Genomic DNA, 25,580 nt, shown 5'->3' with positions numbered 1-25,580 from the left:
TTACATACGCAAATCATGCTGAAATCCACGAAAGGAATCGATAATTTTGACGAAACCCTATTACACCATTACCCAAGACACGGTCTTTGAACAGACCATCAAGAAATCGCGCTTCATCGCACACCTTTACCGCATTACCAGCGAGGAGGACGCCCAGGCTAAAATTGCCGCGGTCCGCGCTGCCAACCCGAAGGCGAACCATAATTGCTTTGCCTACATGCTAGGCGACGACGACCACATTCAACGGATGAGTGATGACGGTGAACCCTCAGGAACGGCTGGCTCCCCAATTCTGGAAGTCCTTAAGGCTAATGACGTTCACGATGTTTTGGCGATCGTGACGCGCTACTTTGGCGGGATCAAGCTGGGGGCTGGCGGCCTAATTCGCGCCTACAACGGGACCCCGGCCGCTGCAATCGAAGCGTGTGGCAAAGTCGAACGGGTTTTACAGATGCGGCTGGCGATTGCTCTTGATTACCGCAACGTCGACGCGTTGAACTATTACTTGCAGCAAAACCAACTGGTCATACTAAATACCGATTACGGCGTTCAAGTCACCCAGACGATCGCAGTGAGTGCAGCAGAGTTAGCCGCGGTGCAAACGGCCATCACTAATTTATTGAGTGGTCAAGTGACCTTCACTGAACAGGGTGAACAGTTTGCGGAAGTACCGGTATCTCAGGATTAAGCTGGATTACCGGTAGTTCTGCTAGATCATATTTAGGATACACAAAAAGCCGAGCACAACTTGCTCGACTTTTTTGCGGTTATTTCAAATCAGTAATGGCACCTGATTGGCCCCGGTCAACTTTCATTGAAGTCAACGGAATGTAACCTAATTTCTTAACCAAACTGCCTTGAACTGACTTGGACGTCATGTACGTCAAGAAGTTCTTTAATTCGCCAGTTGGTTGACCCTTAGTATACATGTGTTCGTATGCCCAGATCTTCCACTTGTTAGTGGCAACGTTGGCTTCAGTTGGTTTAACATTGTCAATGGCTAAGGCTTGAACATCAGACTTAACGTATGAGAACGCTAAGTAACTGATTGCCCCCGGTGTGGTGCTGACGATTTTTTGAACCGTCCCGTTTGAATCTTGTTCTTGGCTCGTTGCCACTTTGGCATTATCTAAGCCCCATTTTTCAAACGTTGCCCGCGTCCCACTACCTTGTGCCCGGTTGACAACGGTGATCTTTTCGTCCTTACCACCGACATCTTTCCAGTTGGTAATCTTGCCTTGGAAAATCTTAACTAATTCTTGCTTAGAAACATTCGTGACCCCGGCATCCTTATTAACGACAGGTGCCATCCCCACAACGGCCACTTTATGATCAACTAACCCTTTGGCGTCTAACCCTTTTTGTTCTTGTGCAAATAAGTCTGAGTTTCCAATATTAACTGAGCCCTTAGCAACTTGGCTAAGGCCGGCACCGGAACCACCACCTTGAACGTTGATCGTCACGTTGGCATGTTCATTTTGGTAAGCTTGGCCAGCTTGTTCGACCAGTGGTTGTAACGCGGTTGATCCGGTTGCCACAATCTTGGTTGTTTTTGAGCTGCCACTACCACTACTACTCGTGTTCTTCGTGCTCGTAGCTGAGCTACTGCCGCAACCGGCTAGTAAAACGGTCATCGTTACTGCCAATGCGCCGAGTGTCAGTGCTTTTTTCATAATTGAAACTCCCCTTCTTCAATTGACTATCAAAATGAAGCAACCAACATGATAACCGTCATCGCATAACTGGGTAGGAGTATTGTTGCTGGTGATGGAGCAGCATCACCACTCGACGGTTACACTTCGTTGATTGCTTGGAACATGCTTAATATTACTGATCGTTTGTAAATTGTGAATGACGATTGTGTAAAATGCTTGTATAGTTTTGGTAAAGTCGAGGTTGATGAACGCAAGCAGCGATAACGAAAAACAGGCACCCGCACGATTGACGTGGCGGATGCCTGTAATAATTTAAAGTGTATTTTCATTTGAATGATACCAGCTGTGCCCATTGTCTTAAGCGCGAGGCCATCAATCTGGCAGCCAAACTACCACGGTGGACTCACTCAGAACTGAGCAGTAAGTTAGACCACTAACTAATGCGTACTGATGACGTCGCCACCAATCACCATATCGGAGGGCCTTACATTCAACTGATTGTTGACTTAACTTTTAATGATTAGTCTTGGAAGTCAGCCGGGCAACGGTTCGTTTGATCCAATCGAGTAACGGCTGACGATTATCGCCAGCTAAGCCAATTGCTTCAACGAAGAGTTCCAGTCCCAGTAACAAGCCAATCGTCAGGAGAACTGAACCCCAGATCGATGAAATCGGGTAAAGCAATGAAATGAACGAAAAAATCAATGCAATCCCGTAAATGACCATGACGGTTTGTCGATGGGTCAATCCTAATTGCATCAGCCGGTGGTGCAGGTGATGTTTATCCGCCTGCGAAATCGGCTTTTTATTCAAGATCCGGCGAATCATCGCGTAGACCGTATCCGTGATTGGCACGCCTAAAATCATCACTGGAATCCCAACGGAAATCAACGTCACGTTTTTGAGTCCAAACAACGAGAACACCGCCGTCATGAAACCGATGAACAAGGAACCCGTATCCCCCAGATAAATTCTTGCTGGGAAGAAATTGTACGGCAGGAAGCCCATCATCGCTGCAACTAGGGTAAAAATCAGCAACGAGACAAACATATTCGCATTCAAGAAGAATAACCCGATGATCCCCATCGTCGTGAGTGAAATGATTGAGACTCCGGTCGCTAAGCCGTCCAGACCATCAATTAGGTTCACCGCATTGGTGATGGCTAAAATCCATAACAGCGTCACCGGCAAACTTAACCATTGGAAATGAATCAATCCCAGCAACGGAAAGGTAAAGGTCGTCATTCGGATGCCACCGATAAAGTAAACTTCAAGTGCCGCTAATGTGATACCCAACATCTTCTGACGGGGTTTCAGTTCATAAATATCGTCGATAATTCCAGTCGCAATAATAATCAGCTCGCCACCTAATAGCGCGAAAAAGATGCGACTAGGAAATTGGTGCATCAGATAGAGGACAGTTGTCCCGACGGTATAGGAAATAAAAATCGCTAAGCCACCCATTGTTGGCATCGGTATTTTATTGACCCGCCGGACATTCGGTTTGTCCACCGCCCCGATTTTAAATGCGAGCTTCCGCACAAACGGCGTCAAGATTGCAGAAACTATCATGGTCGCCACTAGGCATACTAAAATTTCAAACCTGATCATTTGTGCGCAACCCCCTTCTCACTCTTATTATGATAATTATACAAATCCCAATGACGCTTGACAACTTGCTTCACCAAAACTTAGGAAAGGCAACACAATTCGTTCACATTTGAACCGTCACGTGCTAATCAAACCCTTAAATTATAACCATCGTTACTCATATTATGACACAAAATTAAAAACCCGGCAGTTATACCGGGTTTCAATATCAAGTTACTATTCTTTTAAATGGTAGTTATAAGTCGACACAATAATATTTTCACGCGAATTTAATACCGCGCGCAGCCGTAAGCTGGTCTGGTTATGCAGAATATTCTGCCAAGGCTTTTTAGGCACAAATTGTGGGACTAAAACGGTAGTAGAGAAGTTCCGTTCCGCCGCCCGTTTGGCAATCACATCACAGAAGCGTAACGTTGGCGTGGCAATCGAACGATACGACGAATGAATATCGACGAACCGAACATCCGGGAAGGTTTCTTTGAATTCCGCGGCCGTTTTATGTTCCTTTTCAGGATTTTCATCAAAGGACACGTGCATCGCAATCACGTAATCCCCAATCGAACGCGCATAGTTGACCGCTTGGGCCGTTACCCGCGTAACATTTGAAACGAGCACAATCACCGTGGCCCCATCATAATCATGAATAGCGGCCTTTTCCTTTGCGACCACCCGCAATTGGGCAGCTACTCGTTTATAATGCACGTGAATCCGGAAGAACATGTAAAGCAACAGTGGCATCACGATTAGGTATGGCCAAACGTTGCCAAAGTGGAGCAAGAATAAGAAGACCACTAGACCTAACGAAATCAAGGCACCTAGGAAGTTAACAGCGGCTTTCATCCACCACCATTGACCACGTTCGCGCAACCAGTGCACGATCATCCCGGATTGAGATAACGTAAACGGCACGAACACCCCGACCGCGTATAACGGAATCAAGAGCGTCGTCTTACCATGGAAAATAAAGATGAGCGCGATCGCCCCGACGGCTAACGAGATAATCCCATTAGAGTAGCCTAGCCGGTCGCCCCGGTCCATGTAAGCATGTGGCAGGAATTTATCCTTCGCCAAGTTGTACGCCAAGATTGGAAACGCGGAAAAACCGGTGTTAGCGGCAACCGCTAAAATCAAGGCAGTGGCTAATTGGAGCAAGTAGTAGAACAAGCCGTGACCAAAGACCGCCGTCGCAATTTGTGACAGCACGGTATTGTCTGCTTGCGGTTTGATTCCCAAGTAGTAGCTCAAATAAGTGATTCCACCAAAGAATACTGCCAACACGAGCGACATAATGGCAAGTGTATTGGCCGCATTTTTACGCTTAGGCCGTTTAAAGTTTGGCACCGCGTTACTGATAGCTTCAACCCCGGTCAGTGATGACGACCCAGAGGAGAAGGCTCGCAGGAACAGTACTAGCGTCATGCCTTGTACGGGCGCCCCAACAGCGGCGGATGCATGGTAAGTTAAGTTACCACTCGCAATATTCATAATGCCCCACAGAATCATGCCAATAATCATAATAATGAAAAAGTATACGGGGAAGGTTAAGAATGATGCGGATTCACGCATTCCGCGCAGATTCAGCGCCATAATTGCGATCACGATCAGTACCGCAATCAGCACTTGGTAATTGGCTAACGCCGGAACTGCCGACGTAATGGCTTCAGTCCCTGAAGTCACCGAAACCGCCACCGTCAGCATGTAGTCGACGAGCAGCGAGCCTCCAGCCACTAGTCCAGCTGGACGACCCCAGTTAGTACTAGCAACCACGTAGGCGCCCCCGCCAGATGGATAAGCCCGGATAATTTGCCGGTACGACATCGTGATGGCAAACAGTAGGACCAGCACTAACGCCGCGACATACAATTGATACATCAAAGCAGCCGCTGAAAGTGTAATTAAGACCGTCGTAATCTGTTCAGTACCGTAAGCCACTGATGATAGCGCATCTGACGACAGCAGCGCCAGGGCCTTGAACTTAGTGAGCGCTTGCCCACCCTCGTCCATGGTTTTTAACGGTTTCCCAATAACTAACCGTTTTAAATAACGCCACATGATAATAACTCCTTTATGTCCAAAATAATTATCCCAAGTAAGCTAAGTCAAAGTAGATTCTACTACTTTAGCTTGATTAATACTACCAGTTAAAACTACCGGGCACGACCAGGTACCCCTGTTTTGCGTTAACGACTAATCCTACCGCTCCATTATGGATAAATCAATACCCATATTTTAGTTGATTTGCACCCCAACAGCATTAAAAAAGCACTTACTCAGCCGAGTAAGTGCTTAATGTTACGATTTGTTTACATCATACCGCCCATACCTGGGTTTGGTGCGGCTGGTGCAGCGGGTGCATTTTCTTCAGGTTTTTCAGCAACAACGGCTTCAGTCGTTAAGAGTAAGGCTGAAACAGATGCGGCATTTTGTAAAGCAGAACGTGTAACCTTAGTAGGATCCACGATACCAGCTTCAATCATGTCGACCCATTCGTCAGTCGCAGCGTTGAAACCAACACCTGGCTTTTGTTCCTTCATCTTTTCAACGATAACGGAGCCTTCCAAACCAGCGTTTTCAGCGATTTGACGAACTGGTTCTTCCAAAGCACGTTTGACAATGTTGATCCCAGTTTGAACGTCACCAGTTTCCTTCAATGCAGCAACGTCTTTGATGACATTGATCAAGGCAGTACCACCACCGGCAACAAAGCCTTCTTCAACGGCAGCCCGAGTGGCGTTCAAAGCATCTTCGATCCGGTACTTGCGTTCTTTCAATTCAGTTTCAGTAGCGGCACCGACACGAACAACGGCAACCCCACCGGCTAATTTAGCTAAACGTTCTTGTAACTTTTCTTTGTCAAAGTCAGAAGTCGTTTCACTGATTTGGTTACGGATGAATTCAACCCGTTCGGAGATGGCGTCCTTAGAACCCGCACCTTCAACGATGGTCGTGTTGTCCTTAGTAACCGTTACTTTGTTCGCTTGACCTAATTGATCGATCGTCGTATCTTTCAATTCAAGGCCAAGATCGTCAGTGATAACCGTTCCGCCAGTTAAGATAGCGATATCTTGTAATTGTTCCTTACGCCGATCACCAAAACCGGGTGCCTTAACAGCGACAACGTTAAACGTCCCACGCATCTTGTTCAATACTAAGGTTGGTAAAGCTTCGCCAGAAATGTCATCAGCAATGATCAACAATGGCTTGCCTTGTTCAACGATGGATTGTAACAATGGTAAGATATCTTGAATGTTTGAAATCTTCTTATCTGTGATTAAGATATAAGGGTTGTCCAAGTCGGCTTCCATCTTATCATTATCAGTAACCATGTATTGTGATAAGTAGCCGCGGTCGAATTGCATCCCTTCAACAACGTCCAAGCTCGTATCAACACCACGGGATTCTTCAATCGTGATGACACCATCATGACCAACTTTTTCCATAGCTTCAGCAATTAACTTACCAGTTTCTTCACTTGCTGATGAAACAGAAGCGATTTGTGCAATATCTTCTTGCGTCTTAACTTCGTGTGCCATCGCGTGTAATGAGTCAACCGCCGTCTTAGTAGCTTCTTCAATCCCACGACGAATGCCAACAGGGTTAGCACCGGCCGTAACGTTCTTCATACCTTCCGTTACGATGGATTGCGTCAAAACAGTCGCAGTGGTCGTCCCATCACCGGCGATGTCATTAGTCTTTGAAGCAACTTCAGAAACTAACTTGGCACCCATGTTTTCAAAGTGGTCATCTAATTCGATGGCTTTGGCAATGGTAACCCCATCATTAGTAATGGTTGGTGAACCATATGATTGTTCCAATACGACGTTGCGACCCTTAGGCCCTAACGTTGACTTAACTGTGTTAGCTAATTGGTCGACACCTTTTAGCATAGCTGAACGTGCATCTTCAGAGAACTTTAATTCTTTAGCCATTATCCTTATTCACCTCATGAATTTAGTTTATTTTAAATTGCGTCCTTTAAATGGATTAGTCTTCGATTGCAACGATATCTTTTTCGTGCAATACCAAGTACTTATCACCTTGGTACTTCACTTCAGTACCGGCATACTTGTCAAATAAGACTTGATCGCCGACCTTCACGCTGGGGTCAACTTTTGTCCCGTTATCTAAAACACGACCGTCATTGACGGCAACAACCTTGCCGCTTTGGGGCTTTTCCTTAGCGTTATTGGCGATAACAATACCGCCAATGGTTTGTTCTTCTTCTTCTTGTTGTTGCAAGATAACGCGATCTCCTAATGGTTTTAACACGTGAATCCCTCCATTTATTCTTTTTTAGCACTCCTGAACCTCAAGTGCTAATTACATTGTCAACTATATCATTTTAATTTGAGATTGCAAGTGATTTGTCAATTATTAGTCAAAGAATGTCAAATCGACTATAATGGGTATTATCGTGTTAATATGTGTTGTGCTTGTTATTATTTTGTATTCATAATGATTAAAATGTGCCAGTTGGTGGATTCCTGTTCGTCAGCCGATACGCGTCCGATTCCGACCTCCGGGGCTGGCTGACAATTGCTGGAACGTAAGCCGACGTCGATTTGAACTCACGCAGAAACCCACTACGCAATTTCAAATACGAGTCTTATTCTAAGCCGGAAGCACCCCACTTCCAGCTAAGAATAATTTGGCTACTGAGCATTGTCCGCCAGCCCCTCCAGTCGGGAACCCGCTCGAATGGCAGATGAACAGCCACCTATCTTGGTAAAATTGACCACTGAATTAAGTGCCTGGTCCTTCAGGCAAACTTTTTGATCAGTATCGAGGATGCCTTACGATGTTTGAGCACTGAGAGGGTTACCTAAATATTATTGACTACTTTCAATGACAACTAGTTTTGAAAGTAGCCGATAATATTGCCTTCATTTGGAGTTCAAGACTTTGTTATCTCAGACGACTAGGAAAGATTTCGACAAGTTCAGTGACGTTCCTTGTCAGAGGCCCTAAAACATGGGCAAGAAAGTTTAACTATCATTAGAAACCAGTCTGACAGTTAAAGGTCAAAATGGACCTGTACCAAGGAACCAACGACTAATCCAACCAAAAGTTGGGTCCGCACATGTCCGCCTTTCGAATACCATCCCGGCTGGAAGGTATTCTGGGCAAGGCCAAGTGTTTCTCAGAGTGTGAGGTTCAGACGGGTTGGGACTGAGGATTAGCCTAGCCAGGGCGTTAAGCGGTGCATTTCCGCTTGGCGTTCTGGCGTAGCTAACCGGAAGTCCCAGTCTGACCCGAACACGTTTCATCCATATTGCAGGAGACATGAAAGACCAGTATTTAAGACGTGGGCTTCGGCTTAAATCTGTGTCCACCACGTTCCGGCCATTGCCCAGAATGCCTGGAAGCCGGCTTAGGACGTCACCACAACAGTAGGTTTACGCAAATTCGCACTGTTTCCAGCGGGTCTCAGCTGGCGGGCTTGAACTCAGAAAACACCATGATTTAATCATGATTCATGATAAATTAACGAACACAATGCGTGTGTTAATGAAAAAATCGAACAAACTTTCAAAAAGGACGTGAGCTGATGGTTAATCGCCGCCAATCAATCTTAATTCTGATTATTTATTTTATTGTTTATGCGCTACCAAGCGTCTTAGTGGCCGCCTTTCATCAACTGGGGTCCCAAGTCTTCTTGATTCAAACGGTCGACTACTTGGTCGGCGCACTGCTATTGCTGTGGCTAGCACGCCGAATGACAGCCAAAAACGCCGTTGAGCAGCAGCGCAGTAACTGGCTGGTCGCCATTCTATGGGGCCTGATTGGGCTCGTCCTAGTCATTGTCGGCCAAGTTCTGATTCTTAAAATAACTGCGATGTTGGGGCAATCGACGGCTTCCAACAATACGTCGACCCTACTCACCGTTGGGCAACAATACCCGGTATTTTTCTTAGCCATTATCGTGGGTGCCCCAATTATGGAAGAAATCGTCTTCCGCAAGGTCATCTTTGGTAACTTGAGTGCGGTGACCGGCAAAATCGGGGCCGCCTTGATTTCGAGCTTTCTCTTCAGCCTCGCCCACGCGGACGGTCATCTAATTCTCTACGCCTTCGTTGGATTGCTGTTCTGCTGGCTTTATCAACATACCGGCCGAATTCAGACTTCGATGACGTCTCATATTTTGATGAACGCTGCGGTCGTTGTGCCGACGCTCTTGACTGCACTTCATTAGATTGCGTCGCTTATTCGTTCGTGGCATTAATTTAGACGTTCAAAAAAGCTTCTCCGAAAATTTATTTCAGAGAAGCTTTTTGGTATCATAATCTTGAGATGCATGCGCAGACTAATCTTCATCTTCGTCTGGTTCATCTTGACCGTTGTCACCCAATTGTTGACCATAATGTTCAATAAAGTAAATTAAGGTCTGTAATTCATTGGTTAAATCAACGTTTTGAACCCGCACTGTTTCTGGAACTGAGATCCGTAATGGGGTAAAGTTCATGATGCCTTTAACATTCGCATCAACTAACTCATCGGTAATCTTTTGAACAACCGTTGTTGGCACCGTTAAGATGGCAATTTCAATCTGTTGTTCGATCAATTGCTTTTTGAGTTCCGTCATTGGATAGACGGGAACCCCACTCTGGACCGTATTTGCAATGGCTTCATTAACATCAAAAGCCGCTGAGATCCGGACATTACTATTTTTATGGAAATTAAAATTCAACAGGGCGTGGCCTAAATTACCGACCCCAATCAGCGCGACGTTGGTTAGCGTGTCCTGATTTAGAATTTTTTTGAAAAATGCCAGCAGCGTTTCAACATCGTATCCATACCCGCGTTTACCGAGGGCCCCAAAATACGAAAAATCACGCCGAATCGTTGCTGAATCTACTTTAACCGCCTCGGACAATTCAGTTGACGATACCCGTTTCTTATCTGCGTCTAGTAAAATATTCAAATAGCGATAATAAATTGGTAATCGTTTTGCCGTTGCCCGTGGAATCTTTGTCTCTGCCATTCGGACGTTTCCTCCCAATCAAAAGTTTGTGAATTTGCTGACACTATTCTAGCATAACCTGCGACTTTGTGAAATAATAATTACTTATTATTCCGAATAATTGGGTCGAACCGTAACAATATGCTACAATTATCTCACGAATCAAATGTGAAAGGAGCTTAATAAAGCGTGATTTTACTACAAGTACAGCAAGTTATGCGGCGTTTTGGCGCCGATGTCTTGTTCGATAACGTACAAATGGACATCCAAGAACACGCCCGCGTTGCCTTAGTCGGCCGCAACGGTGCTGGTAAATCAACCTTACTTAAAATGATTGCCGGCGAGACCGTGCCTGACGAAGGCCAAATATCGATGCGCAAGGGTCTAACGATCGGTTACTTAGCTCAAGACCAAGGATTGGATAGTCAAAATACGATCTGGGAAGAAATGAGCAGCGTGTTTGCTGAACTACACGCCATTGAGAAGCGGATGCATGCGCTTGAAAATCAGCTCAGCGATCCCGCCATCATGAACGATGACCAGGCCTACCAACAAACCTTAAAAACTTACGACCAAGTTCAGACAGAATTTCAACAGAAAAATGGCTATGGCTACCAGGCCGAAATCCGTGGTGTCCTACACGGTTTTCAGTTCGATGCCGATGTTTATGACAAGTCGGTCACCGAACTTTCCGGTGGACAAAAAACTCAACTGGCCTTAGCAAAGCTACTGCTAGAAAAGCGCGATTTGCTGATCCTGGACGAACCGACCAACCACTTGGACGTCGAAACGTTGACGTGGCTGGAAAGTTACTTACAATCCTATTCCGGTGCCCTACTGATCGTCAGCCATGACCGTTACTTCCTAGACCGCGTCGTCAATGAAGTGTACGACCTGTCACATCACGAAATGGTACACTATACTGGGAACTACGACCAGTTTGTGCAAGAAAAGGCCGCTCGGATTCAAGCTCAGTGGAAGCATTACGAAAAGCAACAAGCCGAGATTAGCAAGCTTGAAGACTTTGTCAACCGGAATATCGTGCGGGCCTCGACGACCAAACGAGCTCAAGCGCGGCGGAAACAGTTGGCCAAGATGGACCGGATCGACCGTCCTGATAGTGATGAAAAAACGGCCCACTTCGGTTTTCACGCTGCGAAGCAAAGCGGCAACATCGTTTTGACCGTCAAGGATGCCGCAGTTGGTTACGACGGGCATATTCTGTCGGAACCGGATAACTTAAACGTTAAGAAGCACGAAGCCATTGCCATCGTGGGTCCAAACGGAATCGGTAAGTCGACTTTTCTCAAGAGTATCCTCGGCCAGATTCCGTTCATCAAAGGCCAGGCCGTCTTCGGTACCGGCGTTGTCACGGGCTACTATGACCAAGAGCAACGCAACTTAAATGACAAAAAGACCGTCTTAAGTGAACTCTGGGACGAACATCCCACCACGCCCGAGAAGGATATTCGGACGATTTTGGGAAGTTTCCTCTTCACGGGTGCCGATGTCGACAAACCGGTTCACGCCCTATCTGGTGGTGAACGGGCGCGGCTATTGCTGACGAAACTCGCGATGCAAAACGATAACTTTTTGATTTTGGACGAACCGACCAATCACTTGGATATTGATAGTCGCGAAGTGTTAGAAGTGGCCCTCAATGATTTTGATGGTACCCTCCTCTTCGTTTCGCATGACCGCTACTTCATCAACCAAGTGGCAACCAGCGTCGTGGAAGTCTCGCCAGAAGGAACCGAACTCTTCCTTGGCGATTACGATTATTATATTGATAAAAAACAGGAACAAGCTGAAATGGCAGCCGCCGCAGCTAGTCAGGCCGCTGAGTCAGCAGCTAGCGCTAACGCCGCAGAGCCAAGTTCTGCTGCAACCGCTGCACCCCGCTCAAAGGGCCAGCAAGATTATCAAGCTAGCAAGCAACAGCAACGTGAAAAGCGTAAATTGGAACGAACCGTGGCAGCGCTGGAAGAACAAATGACCACGCTCGATGAGCAAGCCACCAAAATCCAAACTGAAATGGCCCAACCTGAAGTCTCAGCGGATGTTGGCCGCTTAACGGATCTACAAAAAGAATTAGATGAAATCAGCGCGCAACAAGAGCAAGTTGAAACGGAATGGACTGAACAAGCTGAGGCTCTGGAAGCCTTTGATTAGGCCGGTTTTGTAAATCATTCGCTAAAACTCGGTTATCCGAGAAACCAAAATAGTCGCCGCAAGTCTTTCCATTATGGAAAATTGCGGCGGCTATTTTGGTTTTGCGCTAGTTAACATCACTGAAACGACGGTCCGTTTTCGTTTGTGACCATCTAGCTTCAACAGAACCAACTAAAAATTGGCAGTCATCCTTAATTTGGACTGACTGCCAATTTTTGATTTATTTCAGCATTCCTGGCATCCAGTCAAACTCCAGACTAGGGTCAGCATTGAGGGTCGCATCACCGAATTGGTGGTGTTGATATTGCACATAGCCGGCTGCACCAATCATTGCACCGTTGTCACCACAGAGTTTCAATGGCGCCAAAATGAGTTTGGTGTCTGGAAACGCCGCTGGCAAATCGCGTTGGAGACGTTCACGTAAGCCGCGATTGGCCGCAACGCCCCCCGCCAAGACGAGTTGTTTGACTGGGTATTGCTTCAAGACCCGCAACGTCTTGCTCATCAAAACGTCGACAACACTGGCTTGAAAACTAGCAGCTAAATCATTCTTATCAAGCGTTTCACCAATCTGGTCAGCATGATGAACTGTATTGATGAAGGCACTCTTCAGCCCGCTAAAGCTGAAATCGTAGTTATCTTCATCAATCATTGCCCGGGGGAAGTTGAAGGTATCGTGACCTTGATGGGCCATCTCATCAATGACTTTCCCCGCTGGATAAGGAACACCCAGCACACGACCGATTTTATCGTAAGCTTCTCCAGCCGCATCGTCTCGCGTCTCACCAATGATTTCAAATTGACCATCCGCCTGCATGTAAACCAGTTCGGTATGGCCGCCAGACACGAGCAGTGCCATTAACGGGAATTCGAACGGTTCCACAAACCGGGCCGCGTAGATATGGCCGGCCATATGGTTAACTGGAATCAATGGTAAATGGTGAGCGTAAGCGACTGTCTTGGCTGCATTAACGCCTACTAATAAGGCCCCGACAAGTCCTGGGCCATAGGTTACAGCAACGGCATCCAAATCGTCGTAGCCCACGTGTGCTTCTTCCAAAGCTGCTTCAATACAAATCGTAATTTGTTCAATATGATGACGGCTGGCAACTTCGGGAACGACGCCGCCAAACCGCTTATGACTATTAATCTGCGTTGCAATCACGTTTGATAAGATCTCGTGGCCGTCCTTGATGACCGCCACACTCGTCTCATCACAACTAGATTCAAACGCTAATATCAAGTTTTGTTTTTCCACGGTTCCCATCCTTTTTAATCGATAATTTTTCGCATGATCCACGCATCTTCATCGGGATCCTGATAGTAGGCCTTGCGCGTGGCGAGCTGTTCAAAGCCCACTTGTTGATACAAGCGCTGCGCAGCAATATTATGTGCGCGCACTTCTAAAAATACCGTGCCGGCTGACAATTGCGCTAAGCATTGCGTTAACAACCACCGGGCGTGCCCTTGACGCTGATACGCCGGGTCGATCGCAATATTCGTAATCTCCGTCTCATCGAGCACCGTCGAACGGCTGATGAAGCCAACGAACGCCCCCTGCCATCGCAATAACGCGTAATGGGCAGTTGATAGCGCCACATCACTGGCAAAAGTCGCCTGTCGCCACGGCGAACCCTGGGCGTACGCCTTGGTCGCTAGTTGGTAACAAATCTGAGCAACCTGTTCAGCCGGCAAGTCAGACGCCGTCACCAACTGCCGTTCAGTCATTGGCCGCAACCGGAATTCGATACGTCATATCGATGGCATCTTCGTGGTCGCCAAAATAGTAGCGCTTTTTAATGCCAGTCTTTTCAAAACCGAGGTCCTGATAGAGTTGCTGCGCCGTCGTATTACTGTAACGAACTTCTAACGTGACGGTTTGATAATTTAGTTTCCGAGCGCGTTTCATCATCACTTGCATCATAAAATGCCCAAGGCCGCGACCTTGTACGTCCGGATGAACGGCAATATTAGTGATATGGGCATCTTGGCGCCGGTCATCGAAGACACAGCCACAAAATGCAACGAGTCGGTCTTCATGGCGCATCACAATATAAAAGCGACCACTTTGCCGTCGTAATTCGGTCTTAAACGCATTCTCGTCCCACGGCGTTTGCCCGGCATACACCGCTCGTTCAATCGCCAACATTTCGGGCACATCCGTAATTAACGCGCGTGACACATAGTAGTTCGTTGCACCAACTTGGACGATATGATTTTGGATGGCGAGGACGCGTTGACGTCGTTGGTTGCCACCAGTTCTGATTTTCTGAAAGTACTCCTTAAATTTTTTCAACATAGGGCGCATGTTCCTTTTCTGGGTGCTTGGCTTGCCAATCACGTTCGGCTTGCGTTAACCGCAAGTAGTTCGGCACAAAATTATGAATTTCACTGACAGGGGTCATCGTCCGTCCCATCAAGCCCAAAACGGCTGCTTGCGGCAGATCCAATTGCGGTTGGGCCCGGACAAATTGGGTCGTTAACTGTTGCTGTAATGGTGCAGCGTATTTATCCACGTCACTACCAATAAAGATAATCGATTCATTATAAGCCGCTAATTGTTCCCCCCAGGCTGCAACACTCACATGTTGGTCGGCGATGATGTTCACTGGGCGCTGGTTTTCAATGCGATAGAGTCCGGCAAAGACGTTGTCACGCCGCGCATCAAATAGTGGCGCAACGAGTTGTCCTTCCGTAACGACATTGCCAGCCAACACAGCGAGACTTGAAACGCCGACTAACGCCTTGTTTAATGTAAAGGCCAGCGTCTTTGCAGTCGTGACGCCAATTCGCAATCCCGTGTAGGATCCCGGTCCGGCCGCCACGACGACCCGCTCGAGTTCTTCTGGCTTCACCTTGGCTTGGGCCATCGCCTGTTCGATGATTGGTAATAATGTACTACTATGATTTCGGCCAACGTTCGTGGTCGTTGTGGCCAAAATCTGGGTATCGTCTAGTACGGCGACACTTAAGGGCCGATTTGAAGTATCAATCGCCAACAACTTCATAATATTAAAACTCCTCATTTTGAATTACTTCACATATCTTATCATAATTTGCTTACTTTTAAAGCTTTACGGGTGCAACCAACCAATTCAATTTTCAAACAATTGATGACTCACCTCGATAGTTTCCTGTCATCCTTACCAATTGTTAAATTGTAAGCACAATGTAAATATTATTTACATAACTTATACATATACTTCACGTATCCTTGTCAACACATTTACAATACCTTGTTATGCTACACAAGTAACTAAAATTACTTGGAGGTAATTGGAAACTATGTCAAAAGTAAGTAAGTCTTTATTAGGTCTTTCGTTCATTTCAGTTTTAGGTTTGGGTCTTGCAGGTTGTGCCAGCGGAACCAGCGCACAATCCGGTAGCGACAGTTCGGATAAGAGCAAAACGATTACGGTCGTCTTCTATCCAAACGAATCGGCCAAGAGTTTTGCCGGCTCACGGACAGCAATCAAGAAAGCTGTTGAAAAAGCCACTGGCAAGACGGTCAAGCTACAAACGACCACGGATTACAACGTTGCGATTCAAGCGATTGCTTCAGGTAAAGCCCAAGTCGCTTACATGGGGGCCAACGGTTATATCCAAGCACATCACAAGAGCAAGGACGTTGTGCCATTCGCCGCACAATCTGATGCTAAGGGGACGTTGAAAGACGCAACCTATAACTCATACTTAATGGTACAACAAAAAGACGCCAAAAAGTATGAAGAAAACGGTAAGTACAGTATTAAGAATGTTAAGGGCAAGAAAATGTCCTACGTTTCAAACAGTTCCACTTCTGGTTTCTTAGTGCCAACGGCTGAAATCTCCCGTGAATTTAACATTAAGACATCCGACCAAGATAAGTTGACGCAAAGCGGCCAATTCTTCAGTAAAGTACTTTACGGTGGTTCACACCAAGGCTCAGCCGTTAACTTGATCAAGGGTGATGCAGACGTTGCCGCCTTCGATGACGCTGACTTGATGCCATATTTGAAAGTCACTAAGGGCTCATGGGACAAAGTTGGTTCAACGTTCACGGTCAAAGACAATGCCGACGCACCATTCACGAGCTTAACTGGCAAGTCCGTTGTCAACATCGCGATGATGCCAGTTCAACAAGGCCCATGGGTATACAACACCAAGGCGCTCAGCAAGGACGACCAAAAGAAGATCGCTACTGAATTTACATCAAAATCATTTGCACAAAACAAGCAGATCTTCTCAGAACCAAACGCCAAGACACCAATGATGTTCCCTAAGAAGTCTGACAAGTCTAAATTAGTTAAAGTTACCGACAAATGGTACGCGCCAACACACAAGTTAGTGGGTTACTAAACCACGTACCATTAGTTCACAATGAAAGGATTTGCCCATGCTCAAGGTTATTCAGCTAGATAAAACTTACGGTTCCAATAAGCACTCGCTCAAAGCCGTCAACTTCACGGCTAAACCCGGTGAAGTGACTGCCATCATTGGGCCATCCGGTGCTGGTAAGACGACGATTTTACGGAGTATCAATCAATTAATTCGCGATGACAGTGGTCAGATTTTGCTCGATGATACAGACATTCGCCAGGCTAACAAGTCCGAGTTGCGGAAGATTCGTCACCACATTGGCATGATTTTCCAAAACTACAATTTGATCAGTCCATTGACGGCCTTAGAAAACGTCTTACATGGTCGTTTGGGCGCTAAATCAACGGTTGCTGGCATGCTCGGCTTGTACAGTCCTGCCGAAAAGCAGGAAGCCCTACAACTACTCGATGAAGTTGGTTTGAAAGAATATGCTTATCAACGTTGCGACCAATTAAGTGGTGGTCAACAACAACGGGTCGGGATTGCGCGTGCACTCATGCAGCATCCGAAAATGATTCTGTGTGACGAACCGATTGCGTCACTTGATCCGAAGTCCACGACTATCGTAATGGATATTTTGCGGCGTTTAGCGAAGGAAAAACAACTCATTATTCTCATTAATTTACATCAAGTTGATATTGCGATGGCTTACACGGATCACATTGTTGGCATCAACAGCGGCGCCATCGTCTTTGAAGGCGCTACGAAGGATGTTGACGATGCCGTCTTACAAGCGATTTATCGCCAGTCGGAGCAACCAGCGACGGTGACTGCCAATGAAAACTAATCCAATGACTCCGGAACGTTTTTTCCGGCAACGGCGTCTACGCCTATCCGTCGTCCTACTCATCTTGATTGGGATTTACGTTATCTCGATGGCATTGGTCAATTTTCAGGCCTGGGCATCGATCAGTAAAATTCCAGCCGGGTTAATGTGGTTGTTTACGAACTTTATTCCGACGAGTCGCTCGATTTCTTATTTAGGACCGATTCTCTATCAGCTGTGGCGGACCTTGCTTGTGGCAATTTCATCAACAATGGTCGCCAGTCTATTCGCCCTGGTATTTGCCATTCTGGGTGCGAAGACGACGACCCCGACGCCAGCGCTCCGCTGGGGCATTCGCTTCGGTGCTTCCCTATTGCGGAATATCCCAGTGGTCGCTTGGGCAATGATTCTCTTATTTTCGTTCAAGCAGAGTGACTTCACCGGCTTTTTAGCCCTCTTCTTCATGACATTGGGTTACTTGACCCGGGCCTTTACGGAAACGATTGAAGACCTGGACGCTGAAAAGCTGCAAGCACTCCAAGCCGTTGGCGCCAATTATTTTCAATGCGTTTTTTGCGGCGTGTTGCCCGAAGCTGCTAGTACCTTGACCAGCTGGGTGCTCTACATGATTGAAAATAATTTGCGAGATGCGACTTTGGTTGGCTTACTGACTGGAACGGGAGTCGGGTTCCTGTTTGACTACTATTTCAAGGCCTTTCGTTACGATGCGGCCGGCCTGATTGTTTTGTTAATTGCGATCTTAGTCATTGTCTTAGAATTAACTTCTAATCGAATTCGGAGGGCGATTGCATGATTGAAAATAGTCAACCAAAACCACAAGTGCTCCACCCGTCAGCGCCACCCACTAATCGAATTTCGCTAGTGACGAAGCCCCGTAAAATTCTGCGCGGCGTCATGCTGAGTTTGGCACTGATCACCATCTATTCACTAGTCACGCTCAACACGGCGAACTTAGCGATTAGCGATGCGTTACACAGTTTAGGCCTTAATCTGAACGCCATGTTCTTGCATCCAAGCATTGGTCAAGATACTTGGTCGCAGCTCTTACGGGCCCTACTAACCAGTGTTTCACTCGCAATGTTAACCACCTTACTAGGTGCACTGATTGCCTTTTTCATCGCACTCGGAGCTGCACGTAACTTAGCCCCGAGCTGGCTTGCAACCAGTATCAAAGCAGTCATGGCCTTCATCCGCGCGATTCCCACGATTTTGTGGGTCCTGATTTATTCAGTCGTGATGGGTCTTGGCGCCAGCGCTGCGGTGGTTGGGCTCACGTTCCACAGTGTCGCTTACCTGGTCAAGGCTTACTCTGAAAGTATTGAGGAAACTTCAGCAGATACCATTGAAGCCCTCAAGGCCAGCGGGGTTGGCTTCTGGCCAATCGTTTTTCAGGCAATCTTGCCTTCGATTATTCCGGCACTGCTCAGCTGGACGTTTATCCGGTTTGAAATCAACTTTGCAAATGCCGTCGCAGTTGGTGCTGCGGCTGGGGCCGACGATATCGGCTACTTCCTCTTCATGGCGGGAAGCTTCTACTTCGACTTCCATGAAGTTGGCTTGATTGTCTACCTACTCTTAGGTGTCGCAATCGTACTCGAATTGGTTTCTATGCGGTTACGCGGACACTATCTGAAGCAAAACTAAGTTACTCAAAGGAGTTATCTCGAATGACAATTAACGCAGTAATTTTTGATTGGGCTGGTACCACGATTGATTATGGTAGCCGCGCACCAATCGTCGCCTTTCAAAAGGCCTTTGAAAATGTTGGTATTCAAATCTCTGAAGCCGAGATTCGTCAAGATATGGGCCTCGACAAGTACACGCATATCCATAAAATCATGGACTTACCTGCCGTTCAAAACGACTGGCAAGCACGCTTTCAAGTCTTACCTACTGAAGATGACTGCAATCAAATTTTCAGTGACTTCAAGGCCATCTTACTAAGCTCATTGACTGAATTTGGTCAGTTGAAACCTGGTATGTCTGAGGTGATTGACTATTTGAACACGCACCATATCAGCTATGGGACGACGACTGGATACGATGCCGAAATGCTGGCACTGGTCTTGCCAATTGCCGCCCGTCAAGGCTACCAACCAGCGGTCAACATTACTTCTGAACAAACCAACGGGGTCGGTCGGCCCGCCCCAGATATGTTGGCCTTGGCTGCTGAACAACTCAACATTACTGACCCAACGACGGTCATGAAAGTTGGCGATTCGGTCAATGACATTCTGGAAGGTAACAATGCCAATGCGGTGAGTGTCGGTATCATTGATGGCAGCAATATTATGGGGCTCTCTGAAATTGCCTTTCACGCCCTCAGTTCTGCCGAACAAGCTGAACGCCGGGCCCAAGTGACCGCTGAATACCAGCGTGCGGGTGCGGACTACATTCTGCAATCGATGGCGGAACTACCAGCGTTAATCGCGCAAATCAATCAACCCGTTGCCACTGATCATTAGCAAGCAAGGAGCACAATCATAATGAAACAACCTTATTTACTCTTAACACCTGGCCCACTCAGTACTACGGCGAGTGTTAAGGATGCCATGCAAATCGACTACTGCACGTGGGATAGTGATTATCGCCAGGTCACTGAAACGATTCGCCAGCAGATTCTGGCCATGGCTCAAGCCGATGCTGAGACGTACACGACGGTGCTCCTACAAGGGAGTGGTAGTTTTGGCGTCGAAGCAACGATTGGAACTGCCGTACCACGCACCAAAGCCACTTTGATGATTGCCATCAACGGGGCGTATGGGCAACGAATCAGCCAAATTGCTGAATATTACGGTATTCCGCACGTTGACGTCGTCTTCAATGAAGATGAAGCCGTTGACCCAGCACGCATCGAAGCGACCTTGACTGCGCATCCAGAAATCACGCATTTTGCCACGGTCCACAGCGAAACGACGACTGGGATTCTAAATCCGATCGAAGCATTGATGCCAATTATGCATGCACACGGCATCGTAACGATTATCGATGCGATGTCTAGCTTAGGCGGCGTTCCAATCAATGTGGATGAACTCGACTGTGATTACCTCATCAGTAGCGCGAACAAATGTGTTCAGGGGGTTCCGGGCTTTGCCTTCATTATTGCCAAGCAATCGACCTTGGCACAAACCGTCGACAATGCACGTTCACTCTGCCTAGACTTGTACGACCAATGGCAAGCGATGACTAAGCAACCGGGTAAGTGGCGCTTCACTTCCCCAACCCACGTGGTCCACGCCTTTGCACAAGCGTTAATTGAATTACAAGCTGAAGGCGGCGTCACACCACGTTACGAACGCTATCACGCCAACCAAAAGTTATTGAGTGATGGTATGCAAGCGCTCGGATTTGATTTGGTGATTGATCCAGCAATTCAAGGGCCAATCATTACTTCGTTTAAATATCCAAACACTGATTTCGATTTTGCCGATTTTTATCAGTTTATTAAACAACGGGGCTTTGTCATCTACCCTGGCAAAGTCTCCAACATCCCTAGCTTCCGTATTGGAACAATTGGTGATGTAGAACCTTCAGATATCCAACGGTTACTGACAATTATTGGTGATTACCAACAACTACACCAATAGTTAATAAACACCTCCAAAACAACTAATAAAACTCGAATTGTAGGCACCCCATCACCATTCCTACAGTTCGGGTTTTATTAGTTTGTCTGTAATCAGCAGTTGTAATCGTAATCATGGCTACTCGGTGGTCTACCAACCTTTTACGCTATTTTCCAGCAGACTGTTGTGCTGGTTCCTATTTGGCACTAGAGATGATTGAATCATGCTAGTTGGTAGATTCCTGTTCGTCAGCCGATGTGCGTCTTATTCCGACTTCCGGGGCCGGCTGACAACGCTGGAACAGGGCGGACATCGATTTGAACTCACGCAGAAAATCACTGCGCAATTTCAAATACGAGTCTTCTTCTAGCCCGGGAAGACCACCCGGACAAGAAGAATTTCGCCCTTGAGCATTGTCAGCCAACCCCTACAGTCGGGAACCCGCTCGAATGGCAGATGAACGGCCACCTATCTGAGTGCAATTGACCAATGGATATTTAATTGCAGTAACTTTAAGCAAACTTTGAATCAGCATTACACTGATTTGTCGCATTTAAATGTTGGTAAAATGCCATGAAATTAGTCGATAGTCCTGGCTTCACTTAGCATATTGTTACCTCAGGCGAGTAGACAAAATCTATACAACCTTCAGTAATACTGAAGGTTCGCAGAATTGAAATACAGCAAGATAACCCCGAAACTTGCCAGTCTTACAGCCGAATGTCAATATAGCGTGTACCAAATATCAAAGACTAGTTCATTTAAAGTTGGGTCCGCAAATGTCCGCCTTTCGAATAGGATCCCGGCTGGAAGGTATTCTGGGAAAGGCCCAGTGGTGAAATTTCACTTAGCAAGCGTTTTGTGCTTGGTTAGTGAAAGACCAGTATTTGAGACGTGGGCTATCGGCTTAAATCTGTGTCCACCACGTCACGGCCATTGCCCAAAATGCCTGGAAGCCGGCTTAGGACGCGCATATCACTGTAAGTTTACGCGAACTCGTTTTATTTTCCAGCGGTCTTAAGCTGGTGGTTTTGAATTTAGAAATTGGCCTGATTCAATCATAATTCGTGCCAATTCAGCGAGCACAATACACATAGAACCCAAAAATCAGCCCTAAACTCATCAAGCTTCGTGAGTTTAGGGCTGATTGTGTTTTTCATTAATTACCCGGCAAGTGGCGTCAGACGGTCAGTTTAGTGACGATCGTCGTAGCCGTTTGGATGCTTTTGAGTCCAAGCCCAAGCCGTTTTGATGATGTCATTGACGTTATCATAGTTTGGCTTCCAGCCGAGTACTTCGCGCGCCTTGTCGCTGGCTGCCACGAGTGAGTCGGGATCACCAGGACGACGTGGGGCTAAAGTTGCGGGAATTGGTTGGCCGGTCACTTCCCGGGCTGCAGCTAACATTTGCTTGTTTGAGAAACCAGTTGAAGAACCGAGGTTGAAGGCGTTACTTTCGTTACCCGCAGCCAAGTACTTCAGGGCCAAGATGTGGGCATCCGCCAAGTCGATGACGTGGACATAGTCGCGGACATTGGTCCCATCTGGCGTGTTATAGTCATCACCGAAGATTTTCAGCTCATCGCGTTTACCTTGAGCCACTTGTAAGATAATTGGCACCAAGTGTGTTTCTGGGCCATGGTCTTCACCAATACTGCCATCGGGCTTAGCACCCGCAACGTTAAAGTAACGTAAGGCAACGAATTTGATACCATAAGCAACATCCGCCCAGTGCATGATTTGTTCCATCATTAACTTACTTGCACCGTATGGGTTGATTGGCAATTGCGGGTCAGTTTCCTTAATTGGAATCTGTTCCGGTGTGCCATAAGTGGCCGCCGTAGATGAGAAGACGATCTGCTTCACATCATGTGCTTGCATCGCTTCTAGCAACGTAATCATTCCGCCCGTATTGTTGTCAAAGTACTTCAATGGTTTTGACATTGATTCAGGTACGATTGAGAAGGCTGCGAAGTGTACGACCGCCGTGATCGATTCGGTATCAAAAACGTGGTTTAAAAAGTCTGCATCCCGTAAATCACCTTGATAAAACTTGGCAGCTGAATTGACCGCTGCTCGGTGTCCAGTCACCAAATTATCGACAACGACCACGTCGGTACCGTGTTCAACTAACCGGTCGACCATATGAGAACCAATATAACCGGCTCCCCCTAAAACTAAAATTGACATAATGAACCTCCCCTGTATGGATGTTTTAATCATAGCATACTGTCACGTTAATAACTGCACGAAAAACGTGCTTTCTAATTGACCGAACAATCGGCCTTCAATTGAACTGAGGCCAATCACAAGACGCGACAATTAGTCGATTGGTGCGGGTAACGTCCGCCACTGAATCGTCACTTCGCAACATTTTTCGTCCCCGACTTCAATTAAATGACTGGTCGTCACTTGGTCCGCTTGTTCGCCGGATAAAATGTTGGCGTGCGCCATCACCGTCTGGCCGTACTTCACTTCATTTTCGTAACGCACATCAATATGCACTAAGTCGTGTTGCAACAAGAAATCTGCCGGCAACGTATCGACCAGCCAATCAAAGTAATGTGCGTTATTCACGTGCCGGTTCGGGTCAATGTCAAAGAAACGCACGTGGTAAGGCTTAGTAATGGTATCCGCCGTCTTTTCAAAGCTAATCGGACGTGGCAAGCGTGGAATCCGTTTGACCGCCTCGGACTGATAAGGTGCGACCAGTTCCGGCATAATTTTGACAATTCGCCGGGTCTTCTGACTCATCAATACCCAAATACTCGTGATGTACGCCAACTGTTGGCCATCCGCATCCCGAATCCAAAATTCGCGATAAGCAAAGTAGGGATTGTAAGCACTGCCCCGCATCGCGATGGTTACGACCTCATCTTGGCGAGGCATCCGGGTAATGTCCATGGCATACTGGGTGACGACCCAGCCGACTCCATGACCCTGCACAAAATCCGTGGTCAGCCCCAGCGCGTCACTCTGATCTTCGGAAGCTAGGACGGCGATGTCAATCAAGGTCGTCAACGTCGCACGACCCGTTCGGTCACATTCATAGTAAGTAATCCGGTGCTGTTCACTGTAAAGACTCGCAGTTGCGCCTAAAGTTGCCATTAATTAAGACTCCTCATCGTTAGGTTTTAGTTCGTGAAATTGATTATAGACCGTCTGCCGAGCTAAATTGCGGCGTTTGGCAATCGTTTTGATAGCGGCGTTGGGCTTGTCACCGGCTGCAATCAGTGCCTCGACTTGGGCCTTGATTGGCGGTTGTGCTAACTCATCCGTAGCGGCCGGTTCGTCCGTATTCGGATTACCGCCAAGCAGGAGGACAAATTCCCCCTTTAGCTGGTGGTCCTGTGCCCAGGCGACCATCTCCGTTAAGGTGCCCCGCGCGAATTCCTCGTAGCGTTTCGTCAGCTCACGACAGGCGACGATTGGCCGACTGCCCTCACAAACAGTTGCCAGTAAGGCCAAGGTCTTCGCCACTCGGAATGGAGACTCGTACAGTACGACCGTCTCATGACGTTGCGCTAATTGCGCCAAGTCAGCCTTTTGCTCATTCTTTTTGCGTGGTAAGAAGCCGTAGAAATAAAACGGCTGGGGAACGAGTCCAGAGGCAATCAACGCAGTCAAACCCGCATTCGCTCCGGGCAATGGGACGACTGGAATATTGGCTTGAATACAAGCCGCCACTAACTCCTTGCCCGGATCACTGATCGACGGCATCCCAGCGTCACTGACTTGCGCCAGGTTCACGCCCGCGTGTAACTTTTCCACCAGTTGGGGAATCCGTTCTTGCGTGTTGTGTTCATGGAAACTAATTTGTTTCGTTGTAATTTCAAAATGATTCAATAATTTTTGCGTATTGCGCGTATCTTCTGCGGCAATCAAATCGACCGTTTTGAGCGTTTCGACTGCGCGATAGGTCATATCTTGTAAATTACCGATGGGTGTAGGGACCAAATATAACGTCCCGACGCCGGCATGTGCCGCAAAGCTTTGTTGTGTTTGCAAAGTATCCTCCTAACTCTTCTCGTCATTGCCTGTCTACTGACTTAATTTCGGTCGCCAGAAGCACAAAAAGCCTGGGATTGCCCCAGACTCTAATGACTATGCACGTTCGCGTTCACCATAAATGACTTCTAGGCAGAAAACACAGGATTCGTCATCATCACGTCGTTTGCCATAGAATTGGTTGCAAACATGAAACCCTTCATCGTACAACTTTTCTAGGTTCTGGCGTGACTTTGAGAGCGTGGTCGTGCTGGTTGTTTTTTTCGGCAATTCGTTTTCAATCTCGACCATGTGTTCACGTAAATGTTCATTTTCAATGACCAATTCCGCATTCTTTTCTAACACTGTCGTCATATCTGCGCGTAATTTGGCCATTTTGTCTAGCATTTGTTGCATCTGTTGTTCCATATCACCGAAACTATCGTATAAATCACGCTTATCCACGCGCTCACCCTCGTTTTC

At 47.1% G+C, this 25,580-nt stretch carries 23 protein-coding genes; 9 read left to right on the top strand and 14 right to left on the bottom strand.

Annotated features, from left to right (window positions below):
* The first annotated feature begins 46 nt into the window (after positions 1 to 46).
* Positions 47 to 688 carry a YigZ family protein gene (locus tag KGF65_RS09775; RefSeq protein WP_216748378.1) on the top strand — a complete coding sequence of 214 codons (642 nt, stop codon included), beginning with the start codon at positions 47 to 49 and terminating at the stop codon, positions 686 to 688.
* Positions 689 to 767: 79 nt separating this feature from the next.
* Here the strand turns inward: KGF65_RS09775 and KGF65_RS09770 are convergent, their stop codons facing one another.
* The 5 genes from KGF65_RS09770 to groES all read right to left on the bottom strand — a co-directional run bounded on the left by KGF65_RS09770 (position 768) and on the right by groES (position 7,535).
* On the bottom strand, positions 768 to 1,673 hold the full coding sequence (locus KGF65_RS09770) for a phosphate ABC transporter substrate-binding protein (protein ID WP_003637817.1): 906 nt from the start codon (positions 1,671 to 1,673) through the stop codon (positions 768 to 770).
* Positions 1,674 to 2,168: 495 nt separating this feature from the next.
* A complete protein-coding gene (locus KGF65_RS09765; protein ID WP_082230276.1) occupies positions 2,169 to 3,266 on the bottom strand; it encodes a glycosyltransferase family 4 protein in 1,098 nt (365 codons plus the stop codon).
* Between the two features lie 216 nt (positions 3,267 to 3,482).
* Entirely contained in the window at positions 3,483 to 5,318 is a 1,836-nt protein-coding gene (locus KGF65_RS09760; protein ID WP_050339158.1) for an APC family permease, read from the bottom strand.
* A 251-nt stretch (positions 5,319 to 5,569) separates the two neighbouring features.
* On the bottom strand, positions 5,570 to 7,195 hold the full coding sequence (gene groL / locus KGF65_RS09755; protein ID WP_003637814.1) for a chaperonin GroEL: 1,626 nt from the start codon (positions 7,193 to 7,195) through the stop codon (positions 5,570 to 5,572).
* 55 nt (positions 7,196 to 7,250) lie between these two features.
* Positions 7,251 to 7,535 carry a co-chaperone GroES gene (gene groES / locus KGF65_RS09750; RefSeq protein WP_003637813.1) on the bottom strand — a complete coding sequence of 95 codons (285 nt, stop codon included), beginning with the start codon at positions 7,533 to 7,535 and terminating at the stop codon, positions 7,251 to 7,253.
* Positions 7,536 to 8,814: 1,279 nt separating this feature from the next.
* On the opposite strand from groES, the gene KGF65_RS09745 reads away from it, so the two are divergent.
* Entirely contained in the window at positions 8,815 to 9,459 is a 645-nt protein-coding gene (locus tag KGF65_RS09745) for a CPBP family intramembrane glutamic endopeptidase (RefSeq protein ID WP_105920649.1), read from the top strand.
* A 111-nt stretch (positions 9,460 to 9,570) separates the two neighbouring features.
* Here KGF65_RS09745 and KGF65_RS09740 read toward each other — a convergent pair whose 3' ends face one another.
* Positions 9,571 to 10,248, bottom strand: a complete 678-nt coding sequence (locus tag KGF65_RS09740; protein WP_050339161.1) for a redox-sensing transcriptional repressor Rex — start codon at positions 10,246 to 10,248, stop codon at positions 9,571 to 9,573.
* 168 nt (positions 10,249 to 10,416) lie between these two features.
* On the opposite strand from KGF65_RS09740, the gene KGF65_RS09735 reads away from it, so the two are divergent.
* Complete coding sequence (locus tag KGF65_RS09735; RefSeq protein WP_105924311.1) at positions 10,417 to 12,399, top strand: ABC-F family ATP-binding cassette domain-containing protein; 1,983 nt, start codon at positions 10,417 to 10,419, stop codon at positions 12,397 to 12,399.
* 220 nt (positions 12,400 to 12,619) lie between these two features.
* On the opposite strand, the gene tsaD is transcribed toward KGF65_RS09735, so the two are convergent.
* From tsaD to tsaB, 4 genes are read right to left on the bottom strand one after another with little or no spacing between them, the layout of a single operon-like run.
* Entirely contained in the window at positions 12,620 to 13,666 is a 1,047-nt protein-coding gene (tsaD, locus tag KGF65_RS09730; RefSeq protein ID WP_088769994.1) for a tRNA (adenosine(37)-N6)-threonylcarbamoyltransferase complex transferase subunit TsaD, read from the bottom strand.
* A gap of 5 nt (positions 13,667 to 13,671) precedes the next feature.
* Entirely contained in the window at positions 13,672 to 14,127 is a 456-nt protein-coding gene (rimI, locus tag KGF65_RS09725) for a ribosomal protein S18-alanine N-acetyltransferase (RefSeq protein WP_101874002.1), read from the bottom strand.
* Positions 14,120 to 14,698 carry a ribosomal protein S18-alanine N-acetyltransferase gene (rimI, locus tag KGF65_RS09720; RefSeq protein WP_050339165.1) on the bottom strand — a complete coding sequence of 193 codons (579 nt, stop codon included), beginning with the start codon at positions 14,696 to 14,698 and terminating at the stop codon, positions 14,120 to 14,122. The genes rimI (KGF65_RS09725) and rimI (KGF65_RS09720) overlap by 8 nt, the downstream gene beginning before the upstream one ends.
* Complete coding sequence (gene tsaB, locus KGF65_RS09715) at positions 14,682 to 15,407, bottom strand: tRNA (adenosine(37)-N6)-threonylcarbamoyltransferase complex dimerization subunit type 1 TsaB (protein WP_216748389.1); 726 nt, start codon at positions 15,405 to 15,407, stop codon at positions 14,682 to 14,684. Before tsaB ends, rimI (KGF65_RS09720) begins: the two co-directional genes overlap by 17 nt.
* A 277-nt stretch (positions 15,408 to 15,684) precedes the next feature.
* Between tsaB and KGF65_RS09710 the strand changes: the two genes are divergently transcribed.
* Genes KGF65_RS09710 through phnW form a run of 6 tightly spaced genes read left to right on the top strand, consistent with a single transcriptional unit; the run spans position 15,685 to position 21,132 of the window.
* A complete protein-coding gene (locus KGF65_RS09710; protein WP_003637805.1) occupies positions 15,685 to 16,737 on the top strand; it encodes a phosphate/phosphite/phosphonate ABC transporter substrate-binding protein in 1,053 nt (350 codons plus the stop codon).
* A gap of 37 nt (positions 16,738 to 16,774) precedes the next feature.
* Positions 16,775 to 17,545 carry a phosphonate ABC transporter ATP-binding protein gene (phnC, locus tag KGF65_RS09705; RefSeq protein ID WP_021336650.1) on the top strand — a complete coding sequence of 257 codons (771 nt, stop codon included), beginning with the start codon at positions 16,775 to 16,777 and terminating at the stop codon, positions 17,543 to 17,545.
* Entirely contained in the window at positions 17,535 to 18,338 is an 804-nt protein-coding gene (gene phnE, locus KGF65_RS09700) for a phosphonate ABC transporter, permease protein PhnE (protein ID WP_021336649.1), read from the top strand. Before phnC ends, phnE begins: the two co-directional genes overlap by 11 nt.
* On the top strand, positions 18,335 to 19,189 hold the full coding sequence (locus KGF65_RS09695; protein ID WP_003637802.1) for an ABC transporter permease: 855 nt from the start codon (positions 18,335 to 18,337) through the stop codon (positions 19,187 to 19,189). The genes phnE and KGF65_RS09695 overlap by 4 nt, the downstream gene beginning before the upstream one ends.
* 23 nt (positions 19,190 to 19,212) lie before the next feature.
* Positions 19,213 to 20,010, top strand: coding sequence for a phosphonoacetaldehyde hydrolase (phnX, locus tag KGF65_RS17065; RefSeq protein WP_122210995.1), 798 nt, complete (start codon positions 19,213 to 19,215; stop codon positions 20,008 to 20,010).
* A 21-nt stretch (positions 20,011 to 20,031) separates the two neighbouring features.
* On the top strand, positions 20,032 to 21,132 hold the full coding sequence (phnW, locus tag KGF65_RS17060; protein ID WP_050339169.1) for a 2-aminoethylphosphonate--pyruvate transaminase: 1,101 nt from the start codon (positions 20,032 to 20,034) through the stop codon (positions 21,130 to 21,132).
* Between the two features lie 1,172 nt (positions 21,133 to 22,304).
* On the opposite strand, the gene galE is transcribed toward phnW, so the two are convergent.
* The 4 genes from galE to KGF65_RS09670 all read right to left on the bottom strand — a co-directional run bounded on the left by galE (position 22,305) and on the right by KGF65_RS09670 (position 25,562).
* The gene (gene galE / locus KGF65_RS09685) at positions 22,305 to 23,300 is read right to left on the bottom strand and encodes a UDP-glucose 4-epimerase GalE (protein ID WP_003637799.1); all 996 of its coding nucleotides are present in this window, start codon (positions 23,298 to 23,300) and stop codon (positions 22,305 to 22,307) included.
* 132 nt (positions 23,301 to 23,432) lie between these two features.
* Entirely contained in the window at positions 23,433 to 24,218 is a 786-nt protein-coding gene (locus KGF65_RS09680; protein ID WP_216748376.1) for an acyl-[acyl-carrier-protein] thioesterase, read from the bottom strand.
* A gap of 3 nt (positions 24,219 to 24,221) precedes the next feature.
* On the bottom strand, positions 24,222 to 25,118 hold the full coding sequence (gene rsmI, locus KGF65_RS09675) for a 16S rRNA (cytidine(1402)-2'-O)-methyltransferase (protein WP_216748375.1): 897 nt from the start codon (positions 25,116 to 25,118) through the stop codon (positions 24,222 to 24,224).
* 96 nt (positions 25,119 to 25,214) lie between these two features.
* Positions 25,215 to 25,562 (bottom strand): DNA replication initiation control protein YabA, encoded by a 348-nt coding sequence (locus tag KGF65_RS09670; protein ID WP_003637796.1) that lies wholly within the window; start codon positions 25,560 to 25,562, stop codon positions 25,215 to 25,217.
* Positions 25,563 to 25,580: the final 18 nt, after the last annotated feature.

The organism is Lactiplantibacillus sp. 30.2.29 (assembly GCF_018991255.1).
Lineage (GTDB): Bacteria > Bacillota > Bacilli > Lactobacillales > Lactobacillaceae > Lactiplantibacillus > Lactiplantibacillus pentosus.
The sequence above is the reverse complement of the archived record's forward strand: the minus strand, read 5'-3'. Positions and strand labels throughout refer to the sequence as shown.

Bases quoted from the DNA above. Each gene is read 5' to 3' on its own strand.
- groL (WP_003637814.1), bottom strand. From the start codon at position 7,195: ATGGCTAAAGAATTAAAGTTCTCTGAAGATGCACGTTCAGCTATGCTA.
- KGF65_RS09740 (WP_050339161.1), bottom strand. From the start codon at position 10,248: ATGGCAGAGACAAAGATTCCACGGGCAACGGCAAAACGATTACCAATT.
- phnW (WP_050339169.1), top strand. From the start codon at position 20,032: ATGAAACAACCTTATTTACTCTTAACACCTGGCCCACTCAGTACTACG.
- KGF65_RS09745 (WP_105920649.1), top strand. From the start codon at position 8,815: ATGGTTAATCGCCGCCAATCAATCTTAATTCTGATTATTTATTTTATT.
- KGF65_RS09695 (WP_003637802.1), top strand. From the start codon at position 18,335: ATGATTGAAAATAGTCAACCAAAACCACAAGTGCTCCACCCGTCAGCG.
- tsaD (WP_088769994.1), bottom strand. From the start codon at position 13,666: ATGGGAACCGTGGAAAAACAAAACTTGATATTAGCGTTTGAATCTAGT.
- rimI (WP_050339165.1), bottom strand. From the start codon at position 14,698: ATGTTGAAAAAATTTAAGGAGTACTTTCAGAAAATCAGAACTGGTGGC.
- KGF65_RS09765 (WP_082230276.1), bottom strand. From the start codon at position 3,266: ATGATCAGGTTTGAAATTTTAGTATGCCTAGTGGCGACCATGATAGTT.
- phnX (WP_122210995.1), top strand. From the start codon at position 19,213: ATGACAATTAACGCAGTAATTTTTGATTGGGCTGGTACCACGATTGAT.
- rimI (WP_101874002.1), bottom strand. From the start codon at position 14,127: ATGACTGAACGGCAGTTGGTGACGGCGTCTGACTTGCCGGCTGAACAG.
- phnC (WP_021336650.1), top strand. From the start codon at position 16,775: ATGCTCAAGGTTATTCAGCTAGATAAAACTTACGGTTCCAATAAGCAC.
- KGF65_RS09710 (WP_003637805.1), top strand. From the start codon at position 15,685: ATGTCAAAAGTAAGTAAGTCTTTATTAGGTCTTTCGTTCATTTCAGTT.
- KGF65_RS09680 (WP_216748376.1), bottom strand. From the start codon at position 24,218: ATGGCAACTTTAGGCGCAACTGCGAGTCTTTACAGTGAACAGCACCGG.
- galE (WP_003637799.1), bottom strand. From the start codon at position 23,300: ATGTCAATTTTAGTTTTAGGGGGAGCCGGTTATATTGGTTCTCATATG.
- phnE (WP_021336649.1), top strand. From the start codon at position 17,535: ATGAAAACTAATCCAATGACTCCGGAACGTTTTTTCCGGCAACGGCGT.
- KGF65_RS09770 (WP_003637817.1), bottom strand. From the start codon at position 1,673: ATGAAAAAAGCACTGACACTCGGCGCATTGGCAGTAACGATGACCGTT.
- KGF65_RS09760 (WP_050339158.1), bottom strand. From the start codon at position 5,318: ATGTGGCGTTATTTAAAACGGTTAGTTATTGGGAAACCGTTAAAAACC.
- tsaB (WP_216748389.1), bottom strand. From the start codon at position 15,407: ATGAAGTTGTTGGCGATTGATACTTCAAATCGGCCCTTAAGTGTCGCC.